At 72.3% G+C, this 18,635-nt stretch carries 18 protein-coding genes, 1 rRNA gene and 1 pseudogene; 4 read left to right on the top strand and 16 right to left on the bottom strand.

Translation table 11 applies throughout. The features are described 5' to 3' along the window. Positions 1–53 precede the first annotated feature (53 nt). Positions 54–223, top strand: a pseudogene (locus tag ACFYO2_RS35920) (FAD-binding protein); the annotation flags it as partial. 91 nt (positions 224–314) lie between these two features. On the opposite strand, the gene ACFYO2_RS35915 reads toward ACFYO2_RS35920, so the two are convergent. Next, positions 315–1,271, bottom strand: coding sequence for an LLM class F420-dependent oxidoreductase (locus tag ACFYO2_RS35915; RefSeq protein WP_388357769.1), 957 nt, complete (start codon positions 1,269–1,271; stop codon positions 315–317). A 100-nt stretch (positions 1,272–1,371) separates the two neighbouring features. On the opposite strand from ACFYO2_RS35915, the gene ACFYO2_RS35910 reads away from it, so the two are divergent. Then, positions 1,372–3,048, top strand: coding sequence for a PucR family transcriptional regulator (locus ACFYO2_RS35910; protein WP_388357766.1), 1,677 nt, complete (start codon positions 1,372–1,374; stop codon positions 3,046–3,048). A 21-nt stretch (positions 3,049–3,069) separates the two neighbouring features. Here the strand turns inward: ACFYO2_RS35910 and ACFYO2_RS35905 are convergent, their stop codons facing one another. From ACFYO2_RS35905 to ACFYO2_RS35875, 7 genes are all read right to left on the bottom strand, one after another. Continuing rightward, on the bottom strand, positions 3,070–4,206 hold the full coding sequence (locus tag ACFYO2_RS35905; protein ID WP_388357763.1) for a glycosyltransferase family 4 protein: 1,137 nt from the start codon (positions 4,204–4,206) through the stop codon (positions 3,070–3,072). Positions 4,207–4,503: 297 nt separating this feature from the next. Next, positions 4,504–5,808 (bottom strand): alpha-amylase family protein, encoded by a 1,305-nt coding sequence (locus ACFYO2_RS35900; protein ID WP_388357761.1) that lies wholly within the window; start codon positions 5,806–5,808, stop codon positions 4,504–4,506. Between the two features lie 11 nt (positions 5,809–5,819). Next, positions 5,820–6,260 carry a MarR family transcriptional regulator gene (locus tag ACFYO2_RS35895; protein ID WP_388357758.1) on the bottom strand — a complete coding sequence of 147 codons (441 nt, stop codon included), beginning with the start codon at positions 6,258–6,260 and terminating at the stop codon, positions 5,820–5,822. 99 nt (positions 6,261–6,359) lie between these two features. Next, positions 6,360–8,078, bottom strand: coding sequence for a DNA repair protein RecN (gene recN / locus ACFYO2_RS35890; RefSeq protein WP_388358060.1), 1,719 nt, complete (start codon positions 8,076–8,078; stop codon positions 6,360–6,362). A 233-nt stretch (positions 8,079–8,311) separates the two neighbouring features. After that, positions 8,312–9,217, bottom strand: coding sequence for an NAD kinase (locus ACFYO2_RS35885; protein WP_266442047.1), 906 nt, complete (start codon positions 9,215–9,217; stop codon positions 8,312–8,314). After that, positions 9,214–10,029: a TlyA family RNA methyltransferase gene (locus tag ACFYO2_RS35880; protein ID WP_388357755.1), complete on the bottom strand. Its 816-nt coding sequence runs from the start codon at positions 10,027–10,029 to the stop codon at positions 9,214–9,216. Before ACFYO2_RS35880 ends, ACFYO2_RS35885 begins: the two co-directional genes overlap by 4 nt. 7 nt (positions 10,030–10,036) lie before the next feature. Further along, positions 10,037–10,321, bottom strand: coding sequence for a hypothetical protein (locus ACFYO2_RS35875; RefSeq protein WP_388357752.1), 285 nt, complete (start codon positions 10,319–10,321; stop codon positions 10,037–10,039). 42 nt (positions 10,322–10,363) lie between these two features. Here ACFYO2_RS35875 and ACFYO2_RS35870 point away from each other — a divergent pair, with 42 nt between their 5' ends. Further along, positions 10,364–10,711: an SCP2 sterol-binding domain-containing protein gene (locus ACFYO2_RS35870; protein ID WP_388357749.1), complete on the top strand. Its 348-nt coding sequence runs from the start codon at positions 10,364–10,366 to the stop codon at positions 10,709–10,711. Here ACFYO2_RS35870 and ACFYO2_RS35865 read toward each other — a convergent pair. From ACFYO2_RS35865 to ACFYO2_RS35850, 4 genes are all read right to left on the bottom strand, one after another. Continuing rightward, complete coding sequence (locus ACFYO2_RS35865; protein ID WP_388357746.1) at positions 10,695–11,531, bottom strand: ABC transporter ATP-binding protein; 837 nt, start codon at positions 11,529–11,531, stop codon at positions 10,695–10,697. The two genes, ACFYO2_RS35870 and ACFYO2_RS35865, sit on opposite strands and share 17 nt — an antisense overlap. An 86-nt stretch (positions 11,532–11,617) precedes the next feature. Continuing rightward, entirely contained in the window at positions 11,618–12,655 is a 1,038-nt protein-coding gene (locus ACFYO2_RS35860; protein ID WP_388357744.1) for a FecCD family ABC transporter permease, read from the bottom strand. Next, positions 12,652–13,695: a FecCD family ABC transporter permease gene (locus tag ACFYO2_RS35855; protein ID WP_388357741.1), complete on the bottom strand. Its 1,044-nt coding sequence runs from the start codon at positions 13,693–13,695 to the stop codon at positions 12,652–12,654. The genes ACFYO2_RS35860 and ACFYO2_RS35855 overlap by 4 nt, the downstream gene beginning before the upstream one ends. A gap of 119 nt (positions 13,696–13,814) precedes the next feature. Beyond that, on the bottom strand, positions 13,815–14,843 hold the full coding sequence (locus ACFYO2_RS35850; protein WP_388357738.1) for an HAD hydrolase-like protein: 1,029 nt from the start codon (positions 14,841–14,843) through the stop codon (positions 13,815–13,817). Between the two features lie 72 nt (positions 14,844–14,915). On the opposite strand from ACFYO2_RS35850, the gene ACFYO2_RS35845 reads away from it, so the two are divergent. Beyond that, a complete protein-coding gene (locus ACFYO2_RS35845; protein ID WP_388357735.1) occupies positions 14,916–16,208 on the top strand; it encodes a DUF1015 family protein in 1,293 nt (430 codons plus the stop codon). A gap of 54 nt (positions 16,209–16,262) precedes the next feature. Here ACFYO2_RS35845 and ACFYO2_RS35840 read toward each other — a convergent pair whose 3' ends face one another. From ACFYO2_RS35840 to rrf, 4 genes are all read right to left on the bottom strand, one after another. Continuing rightward, on the bottom strand, positions 16,263–17,117 hold the full coding sequence (locus ACFYO2_RS35840; RefSeq protein ID WP_388358058.1) for a hypothetical protein: 855 nt from the start codon (positions 17,115–17,117) through the stop codon (positions 16,263–16,265). Next, a complete protein-coding gene (locus tag ACFYO2_RS35835; RefSeq protein ID WP_388358078.1) occupies positions 17,000–17,626 on the bottom strand; it encodes a hypothetical protein in 627 nt (208 codons plus the stop codon). Before ACFYO2_RS35835 ends, ACFYO2_RS35840 begins: the two co-directional genes overlap by 118 nt. 42 nt (positions 17,627–17,668) lie before the next feature. Then, entirely contained in the window at positions 17,669–18,238 is a 570-nt protein-coding gene (locus ACFYO2_RS35830; RefSeq protein ID WP_388358075.1) for a hypothetical protein, read from the bottom strand. Positions 18,239–18,542: 304 nt separating this feature from the next. After that, a 5S ribosomal RNA gene (gene rrf, locus ACFYO2_RS35825) occupies positions 18,543–18,635 on the bottom strand; the annotation flags it as partial.

The following is an 18,635-nucleotide window of genomic DNA, read 5'->3' as shown; positions in this document are numbered from 1 at the left end:
GCGCGCCCACCTGACTGGAAGCCACCAACCCCCCGTGCGGAAGGGGGGCGGCCATGGCTTCCCTGTCGAAGGCGGGCGCAGCTTCGCCGCGCTGCGCGAGGATCTGACCGGTGCAGTGTTCGCTCCCGGGGATCCCGGCTACGCCGAGGCCCGGACCGTCCACAACTGCATGATCGACCGGCGGCCCGCGGTGATCGCGCATTGCGAGGACGAGGACGACGTCGCGTGGTGGCCGGCCTGGGTGTCGAGAACGCCCGGCGGATGGCGGCGGTGAAGCGGAGTACGCCCCGGACAACGTCTTCCGCTTCACGACGTCAGGCCGGCCTGAGAGCCGTCAGCGTCCGCTCCCCCGCCGGGTCGCCCGCGGTGGCCGGCACCAGGGCGATCTCGTCGAGCCCGGCCTCGGCGTAGGCGTCGATCCGGGCCCGTACGGTGTCGAGGTCCCCGACCAGGCCGACCACCCTCGCGGCCTCGGGCGGGAGGGCGCGCAGCAGGGTGTCGCGGTCGGCGCCGGCCGCGGCCAGTTGTACCGCCTCGCCGAGGCCCGCCGCGGTGAACATGTCGCTGTAGCCCGGCACGGTCAGATAGCCGGCGATGCTTCCCAGGACCTGGGCGAGGGACTCCGGCTCCGGATCGACGGCCGCGGGCAGCCAGGCGGCCAGTGTGGGCGCGGTACGGCCCGCCCGCTCGGCCGCCGCGAGCAGCTTGGCCCGCAGCACGCGCACCTGCTCCGGCGAGACGATGTCCAGCAGCATGCGGTCGGCGTGCGCGGCGGCCGTGGCGATCGCGCGGTCCCCGAACGCCGCCACGGTGAGCTGCCCGCCGGGCTGCGGGAGCCGGCGCCGGAAGGGGCTGTCCGGCACGACCGGCTCCCCCGGCACACCGTGCAGAAATCGCCGTACGGCCGCCGCGCTCTCCTCCAGCACGACCGCCGGCCGCACCCGGGGCCGCCCGTGCACGCCCTCGACCACCCGCTTGCTCGACGTGCCCAGCGCCACCCCGGCCGGGCGGCCGGTGACGGCCGCGACGCCCGCGGCACCCCGGGCGATCGTGAACGGGTCGCGCACGGACACCGGGACCGGACCGGCGGAGAGCGCGACCCGTTCGGTGGCCCGCCCGATCGCCGTGGCCAGGACGAAGGAGTCCCAGGTGGGCCCCTCACCGGCCCACACCTCGCGATATCCGAGCCGGTCGGCGAGCACCGCCACCCGCAACGGCTCGTCGACCGGACTGTCGTCCTCACGCCCCACGGCGACCACGCTGATGTCCATGCCCCGCCGCTACCCGACGGCGATCGTCCCAACCCGGATGATCGTCTGCGTGGTCGCTCGGAGATGTTGCCGGGGCGTGCGCGCAGGTAGCGTCCGCTGCATGGAGAGCCGCACGGACCACGGATTCGAGACGCAGGGCGCCGGGATCACCGTCCAGCGCGCTCTGGAGCTGCCCGGCCTGCGCAGCGGGCTGCCCGAGATCCTCGCCGGCGCCGACCGGCTGGGGCGCACCGTGCGCTGGGTGCACGCGGGCGAGGTGCCCCACATCGCCTCTCTGCTCAAGGGCGGCGAACTGCTGCTGACCACGGGCTACGGCCTCGGCACGCGTCCGGCCGAGCAGCGCGCCTTCGTGCGCACCCTCGCCGAGCGCGGTATCGCGGCCCTCGTCGTGGAGCTCGGCCCGCGCTTCACCCGGCTGCCCGCCGCCCTCGTCGATACGGCACGCGCGACCGGTCTGCCGCTGGTCCAACTGCACCGCGAGGTGGCCTTCGTGGCGGTCACCGAGGAGATCCACACCGAGATCGTCAACGGCCACTACGCCCTGCTCCAGCGTGCGGAGGAGGTGCACCGCCGGTGCACCGAGGCCTTGCTGGGCGGTGGCGGGATCCCCCAGGTACTCGGCATCCTGGCCGACTTCGGTGACAACCCCGTCTTCCTGGAGACGACCGACGGCCGGCTCCTGTACGCCGCCGGGGCCGGCCCCGAGGGTGCGGACCCGCTCCAGGTGTGGGAGGGGCTGCGCCTCCGGCACAAGGACACCCCGCCCGCGGGCTCCGTCCTGGTGGACGTGCCGGGCGGCGGGCCCGGGACGGGCTCGGTCCGGGCCCGCCTCGTCCTGCTGCCCGTACGGGCTCCACTCGCGCCGGTGCACCGGATGGCCGCCGAACGGGCCGCGGGCATCCTGGCCGTGGTCCTGATGCAGGCACGGCAGGAGGAGGAACTGGCGGCGCGGGGACGGGGCGATTTCCTGACCGACCTCGCCGAGGGGCGCATCGCGGCGCAGGACGCGCCCGCGCAGGCGCGCGTGCTGGGCTTCAAACCGGGGGACAGCCCGCTGCTTCCCGTGGTGATGCGGCTGGGCGACGCACTTTCCTCGGATGGGGGTACCGCCCGCTCGAGCGGAGCCGAGAGTGGGGGAGGCTGGGCGGTCCTGGCGCGCGCGGTCGCGGAGGAGCTGGCCGCCGTGGGAGTGCCGGTCCTGTTGGGCGTACGCCCCGTCGAGGGCCGTGTCCCGCTGCTGCTGGGCCTGCGTTCGGAGTCGGAGCGGTCGGCGGTCGCGGACCGGGTCGCGGCGGCGCTCAGGGCGGGCGTGGAGCGGGCCGGCATGCAACGGCCGGGGGCGCAGCCGCCGGTGGTGGTCGTGGGGGTGGCGGGCGGCTGGGCGGCGGCCTCGGCGGGCCTCAGGCATGCGGCGGAGACGGCGACGGCGGCACAGGGGCTGTCGGACCGGCCCTGGTACGACGCCCGTCGCCTGGACATCGACCTGCTCCTGTGGCGGCTGCGCGACCATCCGGACCTGGCGGCCTTCGTGGACCGCGCGATCGGCCCGGTCCGCGACCACGACGACCGCTCCAAGCCGCCGCTGCTGCCCACCCTGCAGACCTACCTGGCACACGCGGGCCGCAAGGCGGAGACGGCTCGCGAACTGCACCTCAACCGGCAGACGCTGTACAACCGCCTCGCCCGCATCGGCGAGTTGCTGGGCACCGACCTCGACGACCCGCAGACGGTACTGGCGTTGAGCCTGGCCCTGCGGGCGCGTCGGCTCGTGTCTTAGTCCTGCCTCAGGCCGGCGCTCCTAGATCAGCGGCTGCGGCTTGGTCAACTCGTCATAGACGCTGAGCACCTGGGCGACCGTCTCGTCCTCGGTCGGCCAAGTGGCCGCCTGGCGGTGGCCCTTGTCCCTGAGCAGCTCCTGCCGCTCGGGGTCGCCGAGCAGCCGTTCGACGGCGTCCGCGAAGGCCTCCGCGTCCCCGTCCGGGACGAGTTCGGCCGCGTCACCGACGAGTTCGGGGATGCCGCCCGCGTCGGTGGCGACGAGCGGCACGCGCGCGCGGAGGGCCTCCTGCGCGAGGACGTCCCGCGACTCCCCACTGCTCGGCAGCAGCGCGAGGTCGGCCGCGGCGAGCAGCTCGGTGACGTCGTCGCGCCGGCCGATGAGCCGGACCGGCAGCCCCTCGTCCTCGATCCGCCGCTGCAACTCCGCGCGCAGCGGCCCCTCCCCCGCGATCACCACCAGTGGCACGGGGTCGAGGCGGCGCCACGCGCGTGTGGCGTCCAGCAGCAGGCCGTAGCCCCGGTGCCGGTCGAGGGAGCCGACGGCCATCAGCAACGGGCGTCCGGTGGCGCCGAGTTCGGCCCGGACCTTGGGCCGCAGCCGGTCGGGATCATCCTGCTCGACGGTCCTGCGGGGCCCGGGCAGTGCGACGGCGGCGAGCCGGGCGTCCCGCGCGCCCGTGCGGCGGGCCCGGTCCACGAGGGTTGAGGTGGTGCCGAGGACCACGGCGGCGGCCTTCACCACCCGCCGCTCCAACAGGCGTAGGAAATGGGCGCGTGCGCCCTCGGCGTACGCCCGGTCGTGCCAGGTGACGATGAGCGGGGTGCGCCGCCCGCTGAGCGCGAGCACCGCGCGGAAGGAGGCGTGCAACCCGTGCGCGTGCACCAGGTCGGCGTTCGTGCACGCCGCCCGCAGTGCGGCCACGGAGCCCGGGTCGCTGCTGCGCGGCACGTGTACGTGCTCGGCGCCGGCCCCGGTGAAGTCGTAGGCGTGATCCGCCTCGACGGGGGCGCACACCGTGACCCGCACGCCCCGCGCGACCAGCCCCGAGGTCAGGGAGCGCACATGCGCGCTGCTGCCGGCGTTGCCTCCGCCGAGCACCTGTACGGTGCGCAGCGGCGACTGGCCGTGCGGTGAGTGGCTGCTCACGGGGGTCACGTGGCCGGGGCTCCTGGTTCGGCGTCGGGCGGTCACGAGGAAACGTACAGAAGGTGTCGTGCGGAGGGGTGTACCGCGCGCTTCCTACGCGTTACTGCGTTCTACGCCAAGGATGCCAGGACATACGAGTGTTCCGGGAACGCCGGCAACCGGCCGGCCCGCAGACACGGCAGGTCTGCTCACCCACACGAGTGAGGGAGGGTGTGGTTTCCGCACGTATGTGCCCGCGCATGTCGGTCTCGGGAGCGTGCGCCCCCGCTTGTTCCGGCGACATCTTCTCGGAGGATCAGCGCCGGTCTACGACACCGTGGCGACGCACCAGCCGAGCGGGCGCAGCGACACGGAACCGGTGGCGGGGTCGATGACGGGGTCGCCCGCCGCGTGTGTCCAGTGAGCGGGGGGAACGCGGCCCTCGGCGGGCGTCGTACCGAAGTTGAGCGCGACGGCGACGGCCGCGCCGGTGCCGGGATCGTCGGCGGTGTAGGTGAGCACGGCGTTGTCGAGGGTGTGGACCTGGGTCCGGGCGCGGACGAGCCACGCGTGGCGTCGCCGGATGCCGACCAGGGTCTGGTGGAGTCGCTCGACGGACAACCCCTCGGTGCCCAGACCGGACGGATCGGCGGGAAAGGCCGGCCGGATCGCGTCGTCCCCGCCCTCGCGTTCCTCCTTGACGCCCTGCCACGCGCGTTCGTCGCCGGCGTAGACGGACGGGATCCCACCGACCGTGAACAGCACCGTGAGGGCGTGCGCCAGATGCCCGGACTCACGCAGGCGGCTGGCGATGCGGGTGACGTCGTGATTGCCGACGAACGTCTGCGGGGCGAAGACGTCCAGCATGGCGTTGTGGCGCTGGAGCGCCCAGGCGAGCTCGTGCGGGTTGGTGTCGTTCAGCGAACTCCAGATCGCCTTCCACAGTTCGTACTGCGTCACGGAGTCCAGCCCGCTCTCGGTGACGTACTCGGCATAGTCGCCGTGGATCACCTCGCCGCTGAACCAGGCTTCGGGATGGCGGGCCCGGACGCGGTCGGTGACGGTGCGCCAGAAGGCCGGGGGGACGGCGTACGCGGCGTCCAGCCGCCAGCCGGAGACACCCCGGTCGAGCCAGTGGTCGAGGACGGCGACGACGTGGTCGGCGACGACGGGGGACGTATGGTCGAGGGCCACCAGGTGACGGTGGCCCTCGAAGACACGGAAGTCGTCGCCTTCGGGGACGAACCAGTCGGCGTACGCCGAAGCCGTGCCGTGTCGCGCCACGTCGACGAAGGGGCCGAAGGACCGGCCCACGTGGTTGAAGACTCCGTCCAGCAGGACCCGCACCCCGCGGGAGGCGGCGCGCTCGACGAGTTCGGTCAGGTCCTTCTCGGTGCCCAGGCGGGGATCGATCCGGAAGTGGTCGGTCGTGTCGTAGCCATGGGTCTCGGAGGCGAAGACGGGGCCGAGGGCGAGGCCGTTGCAGCCCAGCGCGATCAGGTGGTCCAGCCAGCCGGCGAGGGCAGGCAGCCGGTGACGTGGCGGCTCGTCCGGGGGCAGGGCGGTGCGCTCCGCGCCGAGGAAGCCCAGTGGATGGACGTGCCACCAGATGGCGTGGTCGGACCAGGACACGGCAGCCTCCGTCAGCTGGGTGGGATCGTACGGCCGGGCGCGGCGGACGGCCGGTCGGCGAGACGGTTCATCGGACGGGCGGCGAGCAGCAGGAGCTGCCGCTTTGTCCCGGCGAGGTCGGCCAGGGCGAATTCGAGCCATACGTCCCGCTGTGCCAAGCCCCGGGCGAGGACCTCGTGACCCGCCTCCGACAGCTTCGGCACCCGCTGCCGCCCGTCGCGGCTGTCACGGGTCCGGCTGATCAGGCCGTCGCGTTCGGGCTCGGCGAAGACCCGGGTCAGCGATTGCGGCCGCCGGTGGTCGACGGCGCCGAGGGCACCGGCCGACATGGGGCCGTTGCGCCGCAGATGCCCCAGGACACTGCTCTTGTCGAGGCTGGGACCGTCCGCGGGGCGCTCAGCGCTCAGCCCACGGGCGAGCCGGATCACGCTCTGCCGGATCTCGGTGGCCACGCGCCCCTCCCTGTTCGCGGAGCCGACCTGTTCTCCGCGCTGGTGGTGCTCTGTCGGATCGACCGAACGACGGGGCGACCACCGTGTCCGGTCAGCTCGTCACAAGTCCGCCCTGGCCGTCGCCAGCAACTCCTCCGCATGTGCCCGGGCCGTCTGGGAGTCCTCCTGCCCGGCCAGCATCCGGGACAGCTCCCGGACCCGCTCCTCGCCCTCCAGCACCTTCACGCCGGACCGGGTCACGGACCCGTCGTCGGTCTTCTCCACCAGCAGCTGCCGGTCGGCGAAGGCGGCCACCTGCGGCAGGTGCGTCACGACGACGACCTGCGCGGTCTTCGCGAGCCTGGCCAGCCGCCGCCCGATCTCCACCGCCGCCTTGCCACCGACACCGGCGTCGACCTCGTCGAAGAGATAGGTCGGCACGGGATCGGTTCCGGCGAAGACGACCTCCACCGCCAGCATCACACGCGACAGTTCACCACCCGACGCGCCCTTGGCTATCGGCCGGGGCGGCGCCCCCGGATGCGGGGCCAGCAGCAGCTCGACCTCGTCGACACCGGCCGGCCCGTACGCGACCGCGCGCCCGCCGACCTCGACACCCTCCGGATCCTCGGTCTGCCGGATGTCGAAGGACACGCGCGCGTGCGGCATCGCCAGCGAGGCCAGCTCGGCGGTCACGGCGGCGGCGAAGTGCTCGGCGGCCTCCGTGCGCGCGTCCGTCAACGCCTGCGCCAGCCCGCCCAGTTCGGTCCGCAGCGCGTCCCGCTCGGCGGTCAGCTCCCCGATCCGCTCGTCGTCGCCGTCCAGCTCGGTGAGCCGGGCGGCACTGCGCTCCGCCCAGTCGAGCACCGCGGCGACGTTCTCTCCGTACTTCCGCGTCAGCGCGGTCAGCGCGGCCCGCCGCTCCTCGACGGCCGCCAGCCGCAGCGGATCGGCGTCCAGGTCGTCGGCGTAACCGGCGAGCTCCCCCGCCACATCACCGAGCAGGATCCCGATCTCCCCGATCCGGTCGGCGAGCCCGGCCAACGCCGGGTCGTACGACCGCACGGCGTCCAGGGCCCGCTGCGCGCCCGCCACGAGCGTGGCGGCGTCGATGCCCTCTGGGTCCTCGGGATTACCGGCAACCGCGGCGTGAGCGGCCGTGGCGGCGGACGCCAGGGCCTCCGCGTGCCCGAGCCGCTCCGCCTCCTCCGCCAGCTCCACGTCCTCCCCGGCGCGCGGCTCGACGCCGGCGATCTCGTCGAGGCCGTAGCGCAGCATGTCGGCCTCCTGGACCCGCTCCCGCGCGCGCGTGGTGATCTCCTCGAGCTCGACGGAGACGGCCCGCAGCCGCCGATAGGCCTCGGTGTACTTGGCCAACGGCCCGGCGACCGCGTCCCCCGCGTACCGGTCCAGCGCCTGCCGCTGCCGGGACAGCTTCAGCAGCCCCTGCTGATCGGTCTGCCCGTGCACGGCCACCAGTTCGTCGGCGAGCTCGGCAAGCACCCCCACGGGCACGCTGCGCCCGCCCAGGTGTGCCCGGGACCGCCCTTCGGCGGAAACGGTACGGCTGATCAGCAGCGCCCCGTCGTCGAGCTCCGCGCCGGCCTCCTCGGCCCGTACGGCGGCCGTGGCGTCCGGGGACATGCTGATCCGCCCCTCCACGACCGCGTTCTTGGCCCCGATCCGCACGAGCGCCGCGTCGGCCCGCCCACCGAGCAGCAGCCCGAGGCTGGTGACCACCATGGTCTTGCCCGCACCCGTCTCACCCGTGACAGCGGTGAACCCCGGCGACAGCTCGACGACCGCATCGTCGATGACTCCGAGCGACCGTATCCGCATCTCCTCCAACACGGACACGACCTTACGAGGTCAGGGAGGGGAAGTGCGACGGCCCCCGCCCCTGACATGTGAAGGTGCAGGTAACGAATGCGCACCGACCTCGCATGTCACCCAGGTGAGTGGACGTACTCAGGGGCGCGGGGCTGTATCGATATGCGGCTCCGCCGCGTGGGCGCGAGAAGCCACATCCGGTCCGCAGCCGCGTGAACAACCCCGCACCCCCTCCGGCGGCGCTAGTGCGGGGCCCCCCGCCACCCAGAAACCGGCAACGCGAACTTCGCCACAAGCCGATCGGTGAACGACGCGTGATGCAGTCGAGCCAGCCGCACCGGCACAGCCCCCCGCCGCACCTCGACCCGCGCCCCCGGCGGCAACTCCACAGTCCGCCGCCCGTCACACCACAGCACACCCGGCGGGATATGCGGCAGAACCTCCACCGCCAGCACAGAATCCGGCGACGTCACCAACGGCTTCGCGAACAACGCGTGCGCACTGATCGGCACCATCAGCAACGCCTCGACCTCGGGCCACACCACAGGCCCGCCCGCCGAGAACGCGTAAGCCGTCGAACCGGTGGGAGTCGACAGCACGATTCCGTCACACCCGAACCCGGTGACCGGCCGCCCGTCGATCTCCAGCACGACTTCCAGCAGCTTCTCGGCGCCGGCCTTCTGCACGGCCGCCTCGTTCAAGGCCCAGTCCGTATGCACGATGTCGCCGTTGCGATGCACGACGACGTCGACGGTCATCCGCTCCTCGACCTCGTACGCCTTCGTCGCCACCCGCTCGACGACCTTGTCGAGATCGTCCCGCTCGGCCTCGGCGAGGAATCCGACCCGCCCGAGGTTGACGCCGAGCATCGGCACTCCGGACGCACGGGCGAACTCGGCGCCGCGCAGCAGCGTCCCGTCACCGCCCAGCACGATGAGCAACTCGCACCCGTCGAGGCACTGCGGAGTCGCCTCCTTGACGAGCTCCACTTCTTCCGGCAGCGGCAGATCCAGCGCCTCCGCCTCCAGGACGCGCACGCCGATGCCCTCGCGCAGCAGCCCCTTCACCACCAGTTCGGCGCTGCGGATCGCCGCGGGCCGCCCGGTGTGGGCGAGCAGGAAAACAGTACGAGCTCGGTTCTGGGTCAACGCGGCCCCTCCGCCACTGCACGATCGACGTCGGCCGGGTCCAGTTCGGGTGCACCCGACCGCAGCCAGAGAAAATACTCGACATTCCCGGACGGCCCGGGCAACGGGCTGGCGGTGACACCCTTCACGCCGAGCCCGAGATCCCACGCCCGCCGGGCCACCGCCCGCACGGCCTCGGCGCGCAGCTGCGGACTCCGTACGACTCCCCCACTGCCCAGCCGCTCCTTCCCCACCTCGAACTGCGGCTTGACCATCATCACCAGATCGGCGTCCGGCTTCACGCACCGCACCAGGGCGGGCAGCACCAGCCCGAGCGGGATGAAGGACAGATCCCCCACGACAAGATCCACAGGCTCCCCATCGATCACTTCAAGCGTCAACTCGCGTACGTTCGTACGGTCCTTGACGGTGACGCGTTCATCGCTCCGCAGAGACCACGCGAGTTGCCCGTACCCGACGTCGACAGCGACGACGTGCGCGGCCCCCGCGCGCAGCAGCACATCCGTGAAACCGCCGGTGGACGCACCGGCGTCCAGCGCCCGCCGCCCCTCGACAACCAGCCCCTCCGGTACGAACGCCTTGAGCGCACCGGCGAGCTTGTGACCGCCCCGCGAGACGTAGTCGGGATCGCCGTCGCCGGCCGCGACCACGATCGCCGCGGCGGTCTCCACCTGCGTGGCGGGCTTGGTCGCGACGGTCTTGCCGACACTGACCCGCCCGGCGGCGATCAGCTGACTCGCATGCTCGCGCGAGCGCGCCAGCTTCCGGCGGACCAGCTCCGCGTCGAGACGACGGCGTGCGACTCCTGCCACCTTGGGTTCAGCTCCTGTTCCCGTACGGCGATGGGGGCGCCGGAGGTCCCGGGCGGGCGTCGAGCGCGGTGAGCGCGTCGCGCAGCCCCCGATGTACATCCTCGTACACCTCGACGTGTCCGTCGGTGGCGAGGTGGTCGGCATCGGCCAGCCGCTCGAGCTGGGCGTCGACCTCGGCGTTGCCGGTGGACGTGCGGGGCACGTCCAGCGGGGCGGGGGCGGCGGGGTCGTACTCGGCCCGCGCCTGAGCCGTCTCCTGGGAGGTCTCCGTCTCCGGAACCGAGTCGTTCATGCCCAGACGCTACCTCGAACCGCTGCGGTACCGTCGAGCGCGATGGCCACGATCGAGGAGTGCCGCGCCGCACTCGAGAAGCTCTCGGACAACATGCAGACCGCCGAGGGCGACGCCGCCACGGCCGCCGCCCTGGACCGTTCGGTCAGCTGCCGCATCACCGACCTGGACATCACGTTCGTCGGCCGCATGGCGGGCGGCCGGATCGTCGTCCACGACACGCTGCAGGGCCCGCCGCCGGAGAAGGCCCAGATCAGACTCACCATGGCCGGTGACGACCTGGTGGCCCTGGTCGACGGCGAGCTGAACTTCGCGAAGGCCTGGGGCTCGGGCCGGGTGAAGCTGGAGGCGGCCCTACGGGACCTGTTCCACCTCAGGAAGCTTCTGTAGCGGCCACCTTCGCCAGGTCGGCCTTCGCGTCCGTACGCGCCTTCCGCGCCGCCGGCACCACCAGCGGCGTCCCCGTCTCCGGGTCGTCGATGACCTGGCAGCGCAGCCCGAAGACCTCCTCGACGAGGCCGGCGGTGACGATGTCGTTCGGAGCGCCCTCGGCGATGATCCGGCCGTCCTTCAGGGCGATCAGGTGCGTGGCGTACCGGGCGGCGTGGTTGAGGTCGTGCAGCACCGCGACCAGTGTGCGGCCCTGCTCCTCGTGCAGCTCGGCGCACAGGTCGAGGACGTCGATCTGGTGCTGGATGTCGAGGAAGGTCGTCGGCTCGTCGAGGAGCAGCAGCGGCGTCTGCTGAGCGAGCGCCATCGCGATCCACACGCGCTGCCGCTGACCGCCGGACAGCTCGTCGACATACCGGTCGGCGAGTTCGGCGACCCCGGTCTGGGTCATCGACTCCTGTACGACCCGCTCGTCCTCGGTGGACCACTGGCGCAGGATGCCCTGGTGCGGATAGCGGCCGCGGCCGACGAGGTCGGCGACGGTGATGCCGTCGGGCGCGATCGACGACTGCGGGAGCAGCCCGAGGGTGCGCGCGACCTTCTTCGCCGGCATCGACTGGATGACGTTGCCGTCGAGGAGCACCCGCCCCTGGTTCGGCTTCAGCATCCGCGACAGCGCCCGCAGCAGCGTGGACTTGCCGCACGCGTTCGGGCCGACGATCACGGTGAAGGAGTTGTCGGGTATCTCGACCGACAGTTCCTCCGCGATGACCCGCTGGTCGTAGGCGAGAGTCACGTTCTCGGCGGACAGGCGGTTCACAGGGCTCCTTCGGGTGTTCTCGTTCGCCGTGCCGCGCGTCTCGGGCCGGGTTTCCTGCTGCGGGCTCGTCGGCGGCTTCCGCGGGCTCATATCCGGCCCGCCCTGCGCTCGGTGACCAGCAGCCACAGCAGGTAGAGGCCGCCGAGGACACCGGTGACCACGCCGACGGGCACCTGGTCGGCGCCGAAGGTCCGCTGCGAGATCCAGTCGGCGGCGACCAGGAGGGCGGCGCCCATGCACAGGGACGGCAGCAGGTTCGGGCCGGGGGAGCGGGTCAGCCGGCGGGCCAGCTGCGGCGCGGTGAGCGCCACGAAGCTGACGGGTCCGGCGGCCGCGGTGGCGGTCGCGGTCAGCAGCACGGCGGCGACCAGCAGCAGCATCCGTACGCGCTCGACACGCACCCCGAGGGCGTACGACACGTCGTCGCCCATCTCCATCATCCGCAGCCCGCGCGCGTTGGCGAGGACGAGCGGCACGAGCACGGCGCACAGCGTGAGCAGCGGCCAGACCTGGTCCCAGTCACGCCCGTTGAGCGATCCGGTCATCCAGACGACCGCACGGGCGGCGTCGACGATGTCGGACATGGTGAGCAGATAGCCGTTGATCGCGGTGACGATCGCGGAGACACCGATACCGACCAGGACCAGTCGGTAACCATGTACACCCCGCTTCCAGGCGAGCAGATAGATGGCGAACCCGGTCGCGAGACCGCCCACGAGCGCACCGAGGGTGACCTGCAGCGAGCTGCCGGAGAACAGCACGATCATCACGAGCGCACCGGCCGTGGCCCCCTGCCCGAGCCCGAGCACGTCCGGACTGCCCAGCGGATTGCGGGAGATGGCCTGGAACAGCGCACCCCCGACCCCCAGCGAGGCGCCGACCAGGAGCCCGACGAGGACCCGCGGCAGCCGCAGCTCGTTGACGATGAACTCCTGTCCCGCGTTGCCGTCGCCGGCGAGCGTCTTCAGCACGTCGGCGGCAGGGATCGGGAAGTCGCCGGTACCGATCAGCACGACGCTCGCGGCGAGCGCGGCGAGCAGCAGCAGGCCCACGACGGTGACGGCACGGAGGTCCACACGGAGCGAGAGCCCGCCCGGCGTCCTGATGGCACGGTTGGTCTTCACAGCTGCGCCGTCCTCCGCCGTCGTACGAGATAGATGAAGACCGGACCGCCGATGATCGCGGTGATGATGCCGACCTGGAGCTCCGAGGGCCGGGCGACGATCCGGCCGATGACATCGGCACCGAGCAGCAGCACGGGCGACAGGATGGTCGCGTACGGCAGGATCCAGCGCAGGTCGGGCCCGGTGAAGGACCGTACGACGTGCGGGACCATCAGCCCTACGAACATGATCGGCCCGCACGCGGCGGTCGCCGCCCCGCACAGCATGGTCGCGGAGAGCATGGCCAGCGCCCGGGTGCGGTTGAGATTGGCGCCGAGCGCCTTGGCGGTGTCGTCGCCCATCTCCATGGCGTTCAGGGGCCGGGCGAGCGTCAGCGCGAGGAGGGTGCCCACCGCGAGGAACGGCAGCACCTGCAGGACGGCCGAGTTGGTCGCCGAGCCCAGCGAACCGACGGTCCAGAAGCGCATCCTGGACAGGGCCACGTCGTCCATGATCATCACAGCCTGGAGGTAGCCGTAGAGCGCGGCGCTGATCGCGGTGCCGGCGAGGGCCAGGCGCACCGGTGTCGCTCCCCGGCTGCCGCCGAGGAACCAGACCAGCGCCCCGACCGCGGCCGCACCGACGAACGCGAACCAGACGTAGCCGCTCAGCGAGGTGACACCGAAGAACGTGATGGCGGTGACGACCGCGGCGGACGCACCCGCGTTGATGCCGAGGAGCCCCGGATCGGCCAGCGGGTTGCGCGTGAGCACCTGGAGCACGGCCCCGGACAGGCCGAGGGCGGCACCGGCGAGCAGTCCCAGCACGGTCCGTGAGATCCGGTCGGCGACCACGACGTCGCCATAGGTTCCCGAGTCCTGGAACAGGCCGTGCCAGACCTGCCCCATGGACAACGCCTTCGCCCCGATCGCGATGCTCGCCAACGCGACGAGCATCAGGATCAGCAGGGAGACGAGCAGCCCAAAAGCACGTATCGCCCGGCGGGTCGGTGGCGCGGGGGCGGTCTCCGCGCGCTGTTCGGGAGGACTGTCAACCAACACGCAGTTAGGTTAGCCTACCCTCGCATTCAGCCACGATTCCGTGCAGGACGCTCGCAGGGCCATAGGCTCACAGGTACGAGCCTCCGTCGAGCCCCCGCTCGGGTAGACATCCCGACGGCTCACAAACCCAGTCGTGCCAGCGCCTTCCCCCCGTCCAGCTCGCACACACCTTCACCGGCCGCCGTCCAGGCCGCCGCGCACAGCGCGCGCAAGCCGTCCAGAGCCTCGCCGTCACCGTCGAGTTCCAGCAACTCGGCGCCGGCCCGCGCCGTCCACCCACCGCACCGGAAGCCGTCACCCTGCTCGGTGATTTCCGGCTGCCCGGTGAGCATCCCCCGCAGATCGGCGTCGACATACGTCGGCCGGTGCTGCGGCGGCGCGGCGAGCAACTGCCGGCCGTCCGTCACCCCGGTCAGGACGAGCAGCGAGTCCACGTCTCCGTTGAACGCGCCCTCGATGTCCGTGTCCAGCCGGTCCCCGACCACCAGCGGCCTCTTCGCCCCGGTCCGCAGGACCGTCTCCCGGTGCATCGGCGGCAACGGCTTGCCCGCCACCTGCGGCTCGGCACCCGTGGCGATGCGTACGACCTCCACCGCCGCGCCATTGCCCGGCGCGATCCCGCGCGCACTGGGAATCGTCAGATCCGTGTTGGACGCGAACCACGGCACCCCGCGCGCGATGGCGTAACACGCCTCCGCGAAACGCCCCCACGGCAACTCGGGCCCGCCGTACCCCTGCACGACCGCCAAAGGATCGTCATCCGCCGATTCCACCGGCTCAAGCCCGCGCTCGCGCAACGCCACCCGCAGCCCCTCCCCACCGATCACCAGCACCCGCGCACCCGCCGGCACCTGCTCGGCGATCAGCCGGGCGACCGCCTGCGCGGAGGTGATCACGTCCGACGCCCCCGTCGGTATGCCCAGCTCGGTGAGGTGGTCGGCAACGGCGTCGGGCGTCCGAAGCGCGTTGTTGGTGACGTACGCGAGATGCATCCCGCCCGCCCGCGCGGTGGCGAGCGACTCGACCGCGTACGCGATCGCGTTGCCGCCCGCGTACACCACCCCGTCCAGGTCGAGCAGGGCCGTGTCGTACGCCTCGCTCAGGGCCTGACCACTGCCCTCGGGCTTCGTCCTGACGCCCTGGCTCATTCCGCATCGCTCCTCGTTCACTCGCTTTCCCCCGATCATCGCGCATGCCACTGACACACGTACGATGCCGGGATGAACACAGCGGGTCACTCGGAAGCAACGGCGCGCCGAGGCCTGGAGCTCACCCCGTTCCGTGGCCTGCGTTACGACCCCGACCGGGTCGGCAGCCTGGCCGCCGTGACCTCCCCGCCGTACGACGTCGTGGTCCGCCCCGACGGCCTGCACCACCTCCAGTCCGCCGACCCGTACAACATCGTCCGGCTGATCCTGCCCCAGGCCGCCACGCCCAGTGTCCGCAACGAACAAGCCGCCGACACCCTGCGCCGCTGGCTGTCCGAGGGCGTCCTGACCACCGACACCGAACCGGGCCTGTACGTCTACGAACAGCGCGACGGCGAAGGCCTGCTCCAGCGCGGCATCATGGGCGCCCTGCGCCTGTCGGAGCCCTCGGAGGGCGTGGTCCTGCCCCACGAGGACGTCATACCGCACGTCGTCGCCGACCGCGCCGCCCTGATGCGCGCCACCTCCGCGAACCTGGAGCCCCTGCTTCTGACGTACCGCGGCAACGGTTCGGCGTCCGTCACCGCCGAGGTGGTCGAGCGCACGGCCGCACTACCGCCGCTGCTGGCGACGACCACGGAGGACGGCTTCAGCCACCGCCTGTGGTCGGTCACCGACCCCGCCGACCTGGCCCGCGTCCGCGCCGACCTGGCCCACCACCAGGCCCTGATCGCCGACGGCCACCACCGCTGGGCCACCTACCGGCGGCTACGCGCGGAGCACCCCTCTCCCAGCGCCTGGGACTACGGCCTGGTCCTCCTCGTCGACACGGCCCACTACCCCCTGCGCGTCCGCGCCATCCACCGCCTCCTGCACGGCCTGCCGGTCACGGCGGCCCTGGCGCCCCTGGAGGACCTCTTCCGCATCCGCCGCCTGGAAATCCCGCTGGCCGAGGCACTGGAAGCCCTGGCCGACGCGGCCTGCGCGGGCAACGCCTTCCTGCTCGCCGGCGACGGCGCCTTCCACCTCGTCGACCGCCCGGACCCGGCCCTGCTGGCCCGCACGATCCCCGCGGACCGCCCGTCGGCCTGGCGCACCCTGGACGCCACGGTCCTGCACGCCACCCTCCTCGACCACGTCTGGCACATCCCCGAGGACTCCCCCGCCCACATCGCCTACATCCACGACACGGCCGCCACGGTCGACAAAGCGGAACGCGACGGCGGTACGGCGGTCCTGATGCACCCGGTCCTCGAGGAGGTCGTACGCGACCTCGCCCGACAGGGCGTCACGATGCCCCGCAAGTCGACGTCGTTCGGCCCGAAGCCGGCCTCGGGCCTGGTACTGCGCGCGCTGGACGCATGACATGCGAAAGGGCGGGACCCCGGTCATGGGGTCCCGCCCTTTCACTCAGGAACGTCAGTCCTTGTGGTCGTCCTCGTCGGCCTCGTCGTCGTCCTGGTCTGCCTCGGAGTCCTGGGAGTCCACGGAGTCCTCAGCAACCGCAGCGACCTCGACGGCCTGCGCGGGCGCTTCCCGGGACGCAACGTCCTCCTCAGCCTCCGCCTCGGCCTCCGCCTCACTCTCGTCGAAGGCGTCGACGAACTCCACACCGTCCATCTCGGCAAGCCTGTCCGACGCGTCCGTACTGCCGTCCTTGTCGGCCTCCGCGGCCTTCGCGAACCACTCCCGTGCTTCACCTTCACGACCGGCCGCCAGCAGTGCGTCCGCGTACGCGTACCGCAGCCGCGCGGTCCACGGCTGTACGGAGTTGGAGGCCAGCTCGGGGCTCTGCAGCGTCACGATGGCCGCGTCGAGCTGGTCCATGTCCCGACGGGCGCCGGCCGCGACGAGCCGCATCTCGACCTGCCCGGCCTTGTCCAGCTTGTGCACCTCGGGCGCCCCGGCCATCTCCAGCGCCTTCTCCGGCCTCCCGAGCCCACGCTCGCAGTCCGCCATGACGGGCCACAGGTCGACACCGCCGGTCATCCGCCGCGCGGCCCGGAACTCCGCGAGCGCCTCGCTGTACTTCTGGTTCGCGTACGCCGCGAACCCGCCGGCCTCTCGTACGGCAGCGACGCGCGACGCCAGCCGCAGGGCCACCTTCGAGTAGGCGTAGGCCGTCTCGGGGTCCTCGTCGATGAGCCGCGCCACCATCACCAGGTTCTTGGCGACGTCCTCGGCGAGCCCCTTCGGCAGACTCTGAAGCTCCTGCCGTACGTCCTTGTCGATCTCCTCGCCCGTGACGTCCTCGGGGATCGGGAGCCGCCTGATCGGCTCCCTGTCCCGGTCGCGCTCGTCCCGGAAACGCCCGCCACCACGCCGGTCGTCACCGCCGCGCCGGTCGTCACGACCACGGAAGCCGCCGGGACGTCCACCACGGTCGTCGCGCCGGGGCCCACCGGGGCCGCCACGGTCATCGCGACCACGGAATCCACCCCGCTCACCGCCCCGGTCACCACGGCTGTCGTCGCGCCGATCATCACGCCGGTCGTCGCGACGGAAACCACCGCGGTCCCCACGGTCGTCGCTCCGACGGTCATCACGGCGATCGTCACGCCGGTCGTCACGGCGGAAACCACCGCGATCGCCACGGTCACCACGATCGTCACGGCGGACACCACGGTCACGGTCATCGGTGCGGAAGGCGGGACGGTCACGGTCACGGTCATCACGACGGAAACCACCACGGTCACCGCTGTCACGGCGGTCATCACGACGATCGTCACGCCGGTCATCGCGGCGACCGAAGCCGCCACGGTCATCACCCCGGCGGTCGTCACGCCGACCACCGCTGAACCCACCGCGGTTGTCGTCCCGACGCTCTACACGATCCCCACGGTCGGGGCGGTCGTCACGGCGGAAGGGAGGACGGTCACCGTCACGGCGGAAGGAGGGACGGTCACTGTCTCGCCGGAAGCCACGGTCACGGTCGTCCCTGCGCGGCCCAGCATGACGGTCGTCCCTGCGCGGCCCAGCGGAACGGTCATCCCGACGCGGGCCGGCGGGACGGTCGTCGCGGCGCGGGCCGGCGGGACGGTCGTCGCGGCGCGGGCCGGCGGGACGGTCGTCGCGGTGAAACGCCGGGCGGGACCCACGGCTGTCGTCGCGCCGATCGTCACGCCGACCACCGCTGTACCCACCGCGGTTGTCGTCCCGGCGGAAGCCACCGCGGTCCCCACGGTCATCGCTCCGACGGTCATCACGGCGGTCGTCTCGGCGAGGAAGCCCTCCACGACTGTCGTCACGGCGGTCGTCCCGGCGCGGGAACCCTCCACGACTGTCGTCACGGCGCGGTTGCCCGCCGCGATTGTCATCACGGCGGAAGCCACCGCGGTCTCCACGGTCACCGCCATCACGGCGATCATCTCGACGGACGTAACTGCCGCGGTCATTGCTGCCACGGTCGGAACCGGCACGGTCATTGTCCCGGCGGTCGTTGCCGCGGCGGGGGCCGCCCCGCTCTCCGCGGGAACCGCCTCGGTCACCCCGGTCGCTGCGGTCGCCCCGGTCACCACTGTCCCGTGGCCGCTGGTCGCGCTCCGGTCGGTCGTCGGGAGAGTTGGTGGACATGGGTGACTCCTGTCTTCGGTACTGCAAGTCATTCTCGCGCAGCCGAGTACCCGGCGCGCTCCGGAAAAACAAAAAGGACCCCTGGCCCCAGCTGAACGCTGGGGACCAGGGGTCCTTCCAAAAATTGTTCGGCGGCGTCCTACTCTCCCACAGGGTCCCCCCTGCAGTACCATCGGCGCTGTAAGGCTTAGCTTCCGGGTTCGGAATGTAACCGGGCGT

Source organism: Streptomyces sp. NPDC006602, from assembly GCF_042870385.1.
Classification (GTDB): domain Bacteria; phylum Actinomycetota; class Actinomycetes; order Streptomycetales; family Streptomycetaceae; genus Streptomyces.
Note: the sequence above shows the minus strand (reverse complement) of the source record. Positions and strands in the feature narration are given on the sequence as shown.

What these genes read in the sequence shown, in the direction of transcription:
- recN (WP_388358060.1), bottom strand. Translation starts at nt 8,078, where the DNA reads ATGCGGATACGGTCGCTCGGAGTCATCGACGATGCGGTCGTCGAGCTG.
- ACFYO2_RS35910 (WP_388357766.1), top strand. Translation starts at nt 1,372, where the DNA reads ATGGAGAGCCGCACGGACCACGGATTCGAGACGCAGGGCGCCGGGATC.
- ACFYO2_RS35845 (WP_388357735.1), top strand. Translation starts at nt 14,916, where the DNA reads ATGAACACAGCGGGTCACTCGGAAGCAACGGCGCGCCGAGGCCTGGAG.
- ACFYO2_RS35830 (WP_388358075.1), bottom strand. Translation starts at nt 18,238, where the DNA reads ATGACCGCGGCAGTTACGTCCGTCGAGATGATCGCCGTGATGGCGGTG.
- ACFYO2_RS35850 (WP_388357738.1), bottom strand. Translation starts at nt 14,843, where the DNA reads ATGAGCCAGGGCGTCAGGACGAAGCCCGAGGGCAGTGGTCAGGCCCTG.
- ACFYO2_RS35875 (WP_388357752.1), bottom strand. Translation starts at nt 10,321, where the DNA reads ATGAACGACTCGGTTCCGGAGACGGAGACCTCCCAGGAGACGGCTCAG.
- ACFYO2_RS35915 (WP_388357769.1), bottom strand. Translation starts at nt 1,271, where the DNA reads ATGGACATCAGCGTGGTCGCCGTGGGGCGTGAGGACGACAGTCCGGTC.
- ACFYO2_RS35870 (WP_388357749.1), top strand. Translation starts at nt 10,364, where the DNA reads ATGGCCACGATCGAGGAGTGCCGCGCCGCACTCGAGAAGCTCTCGGAC.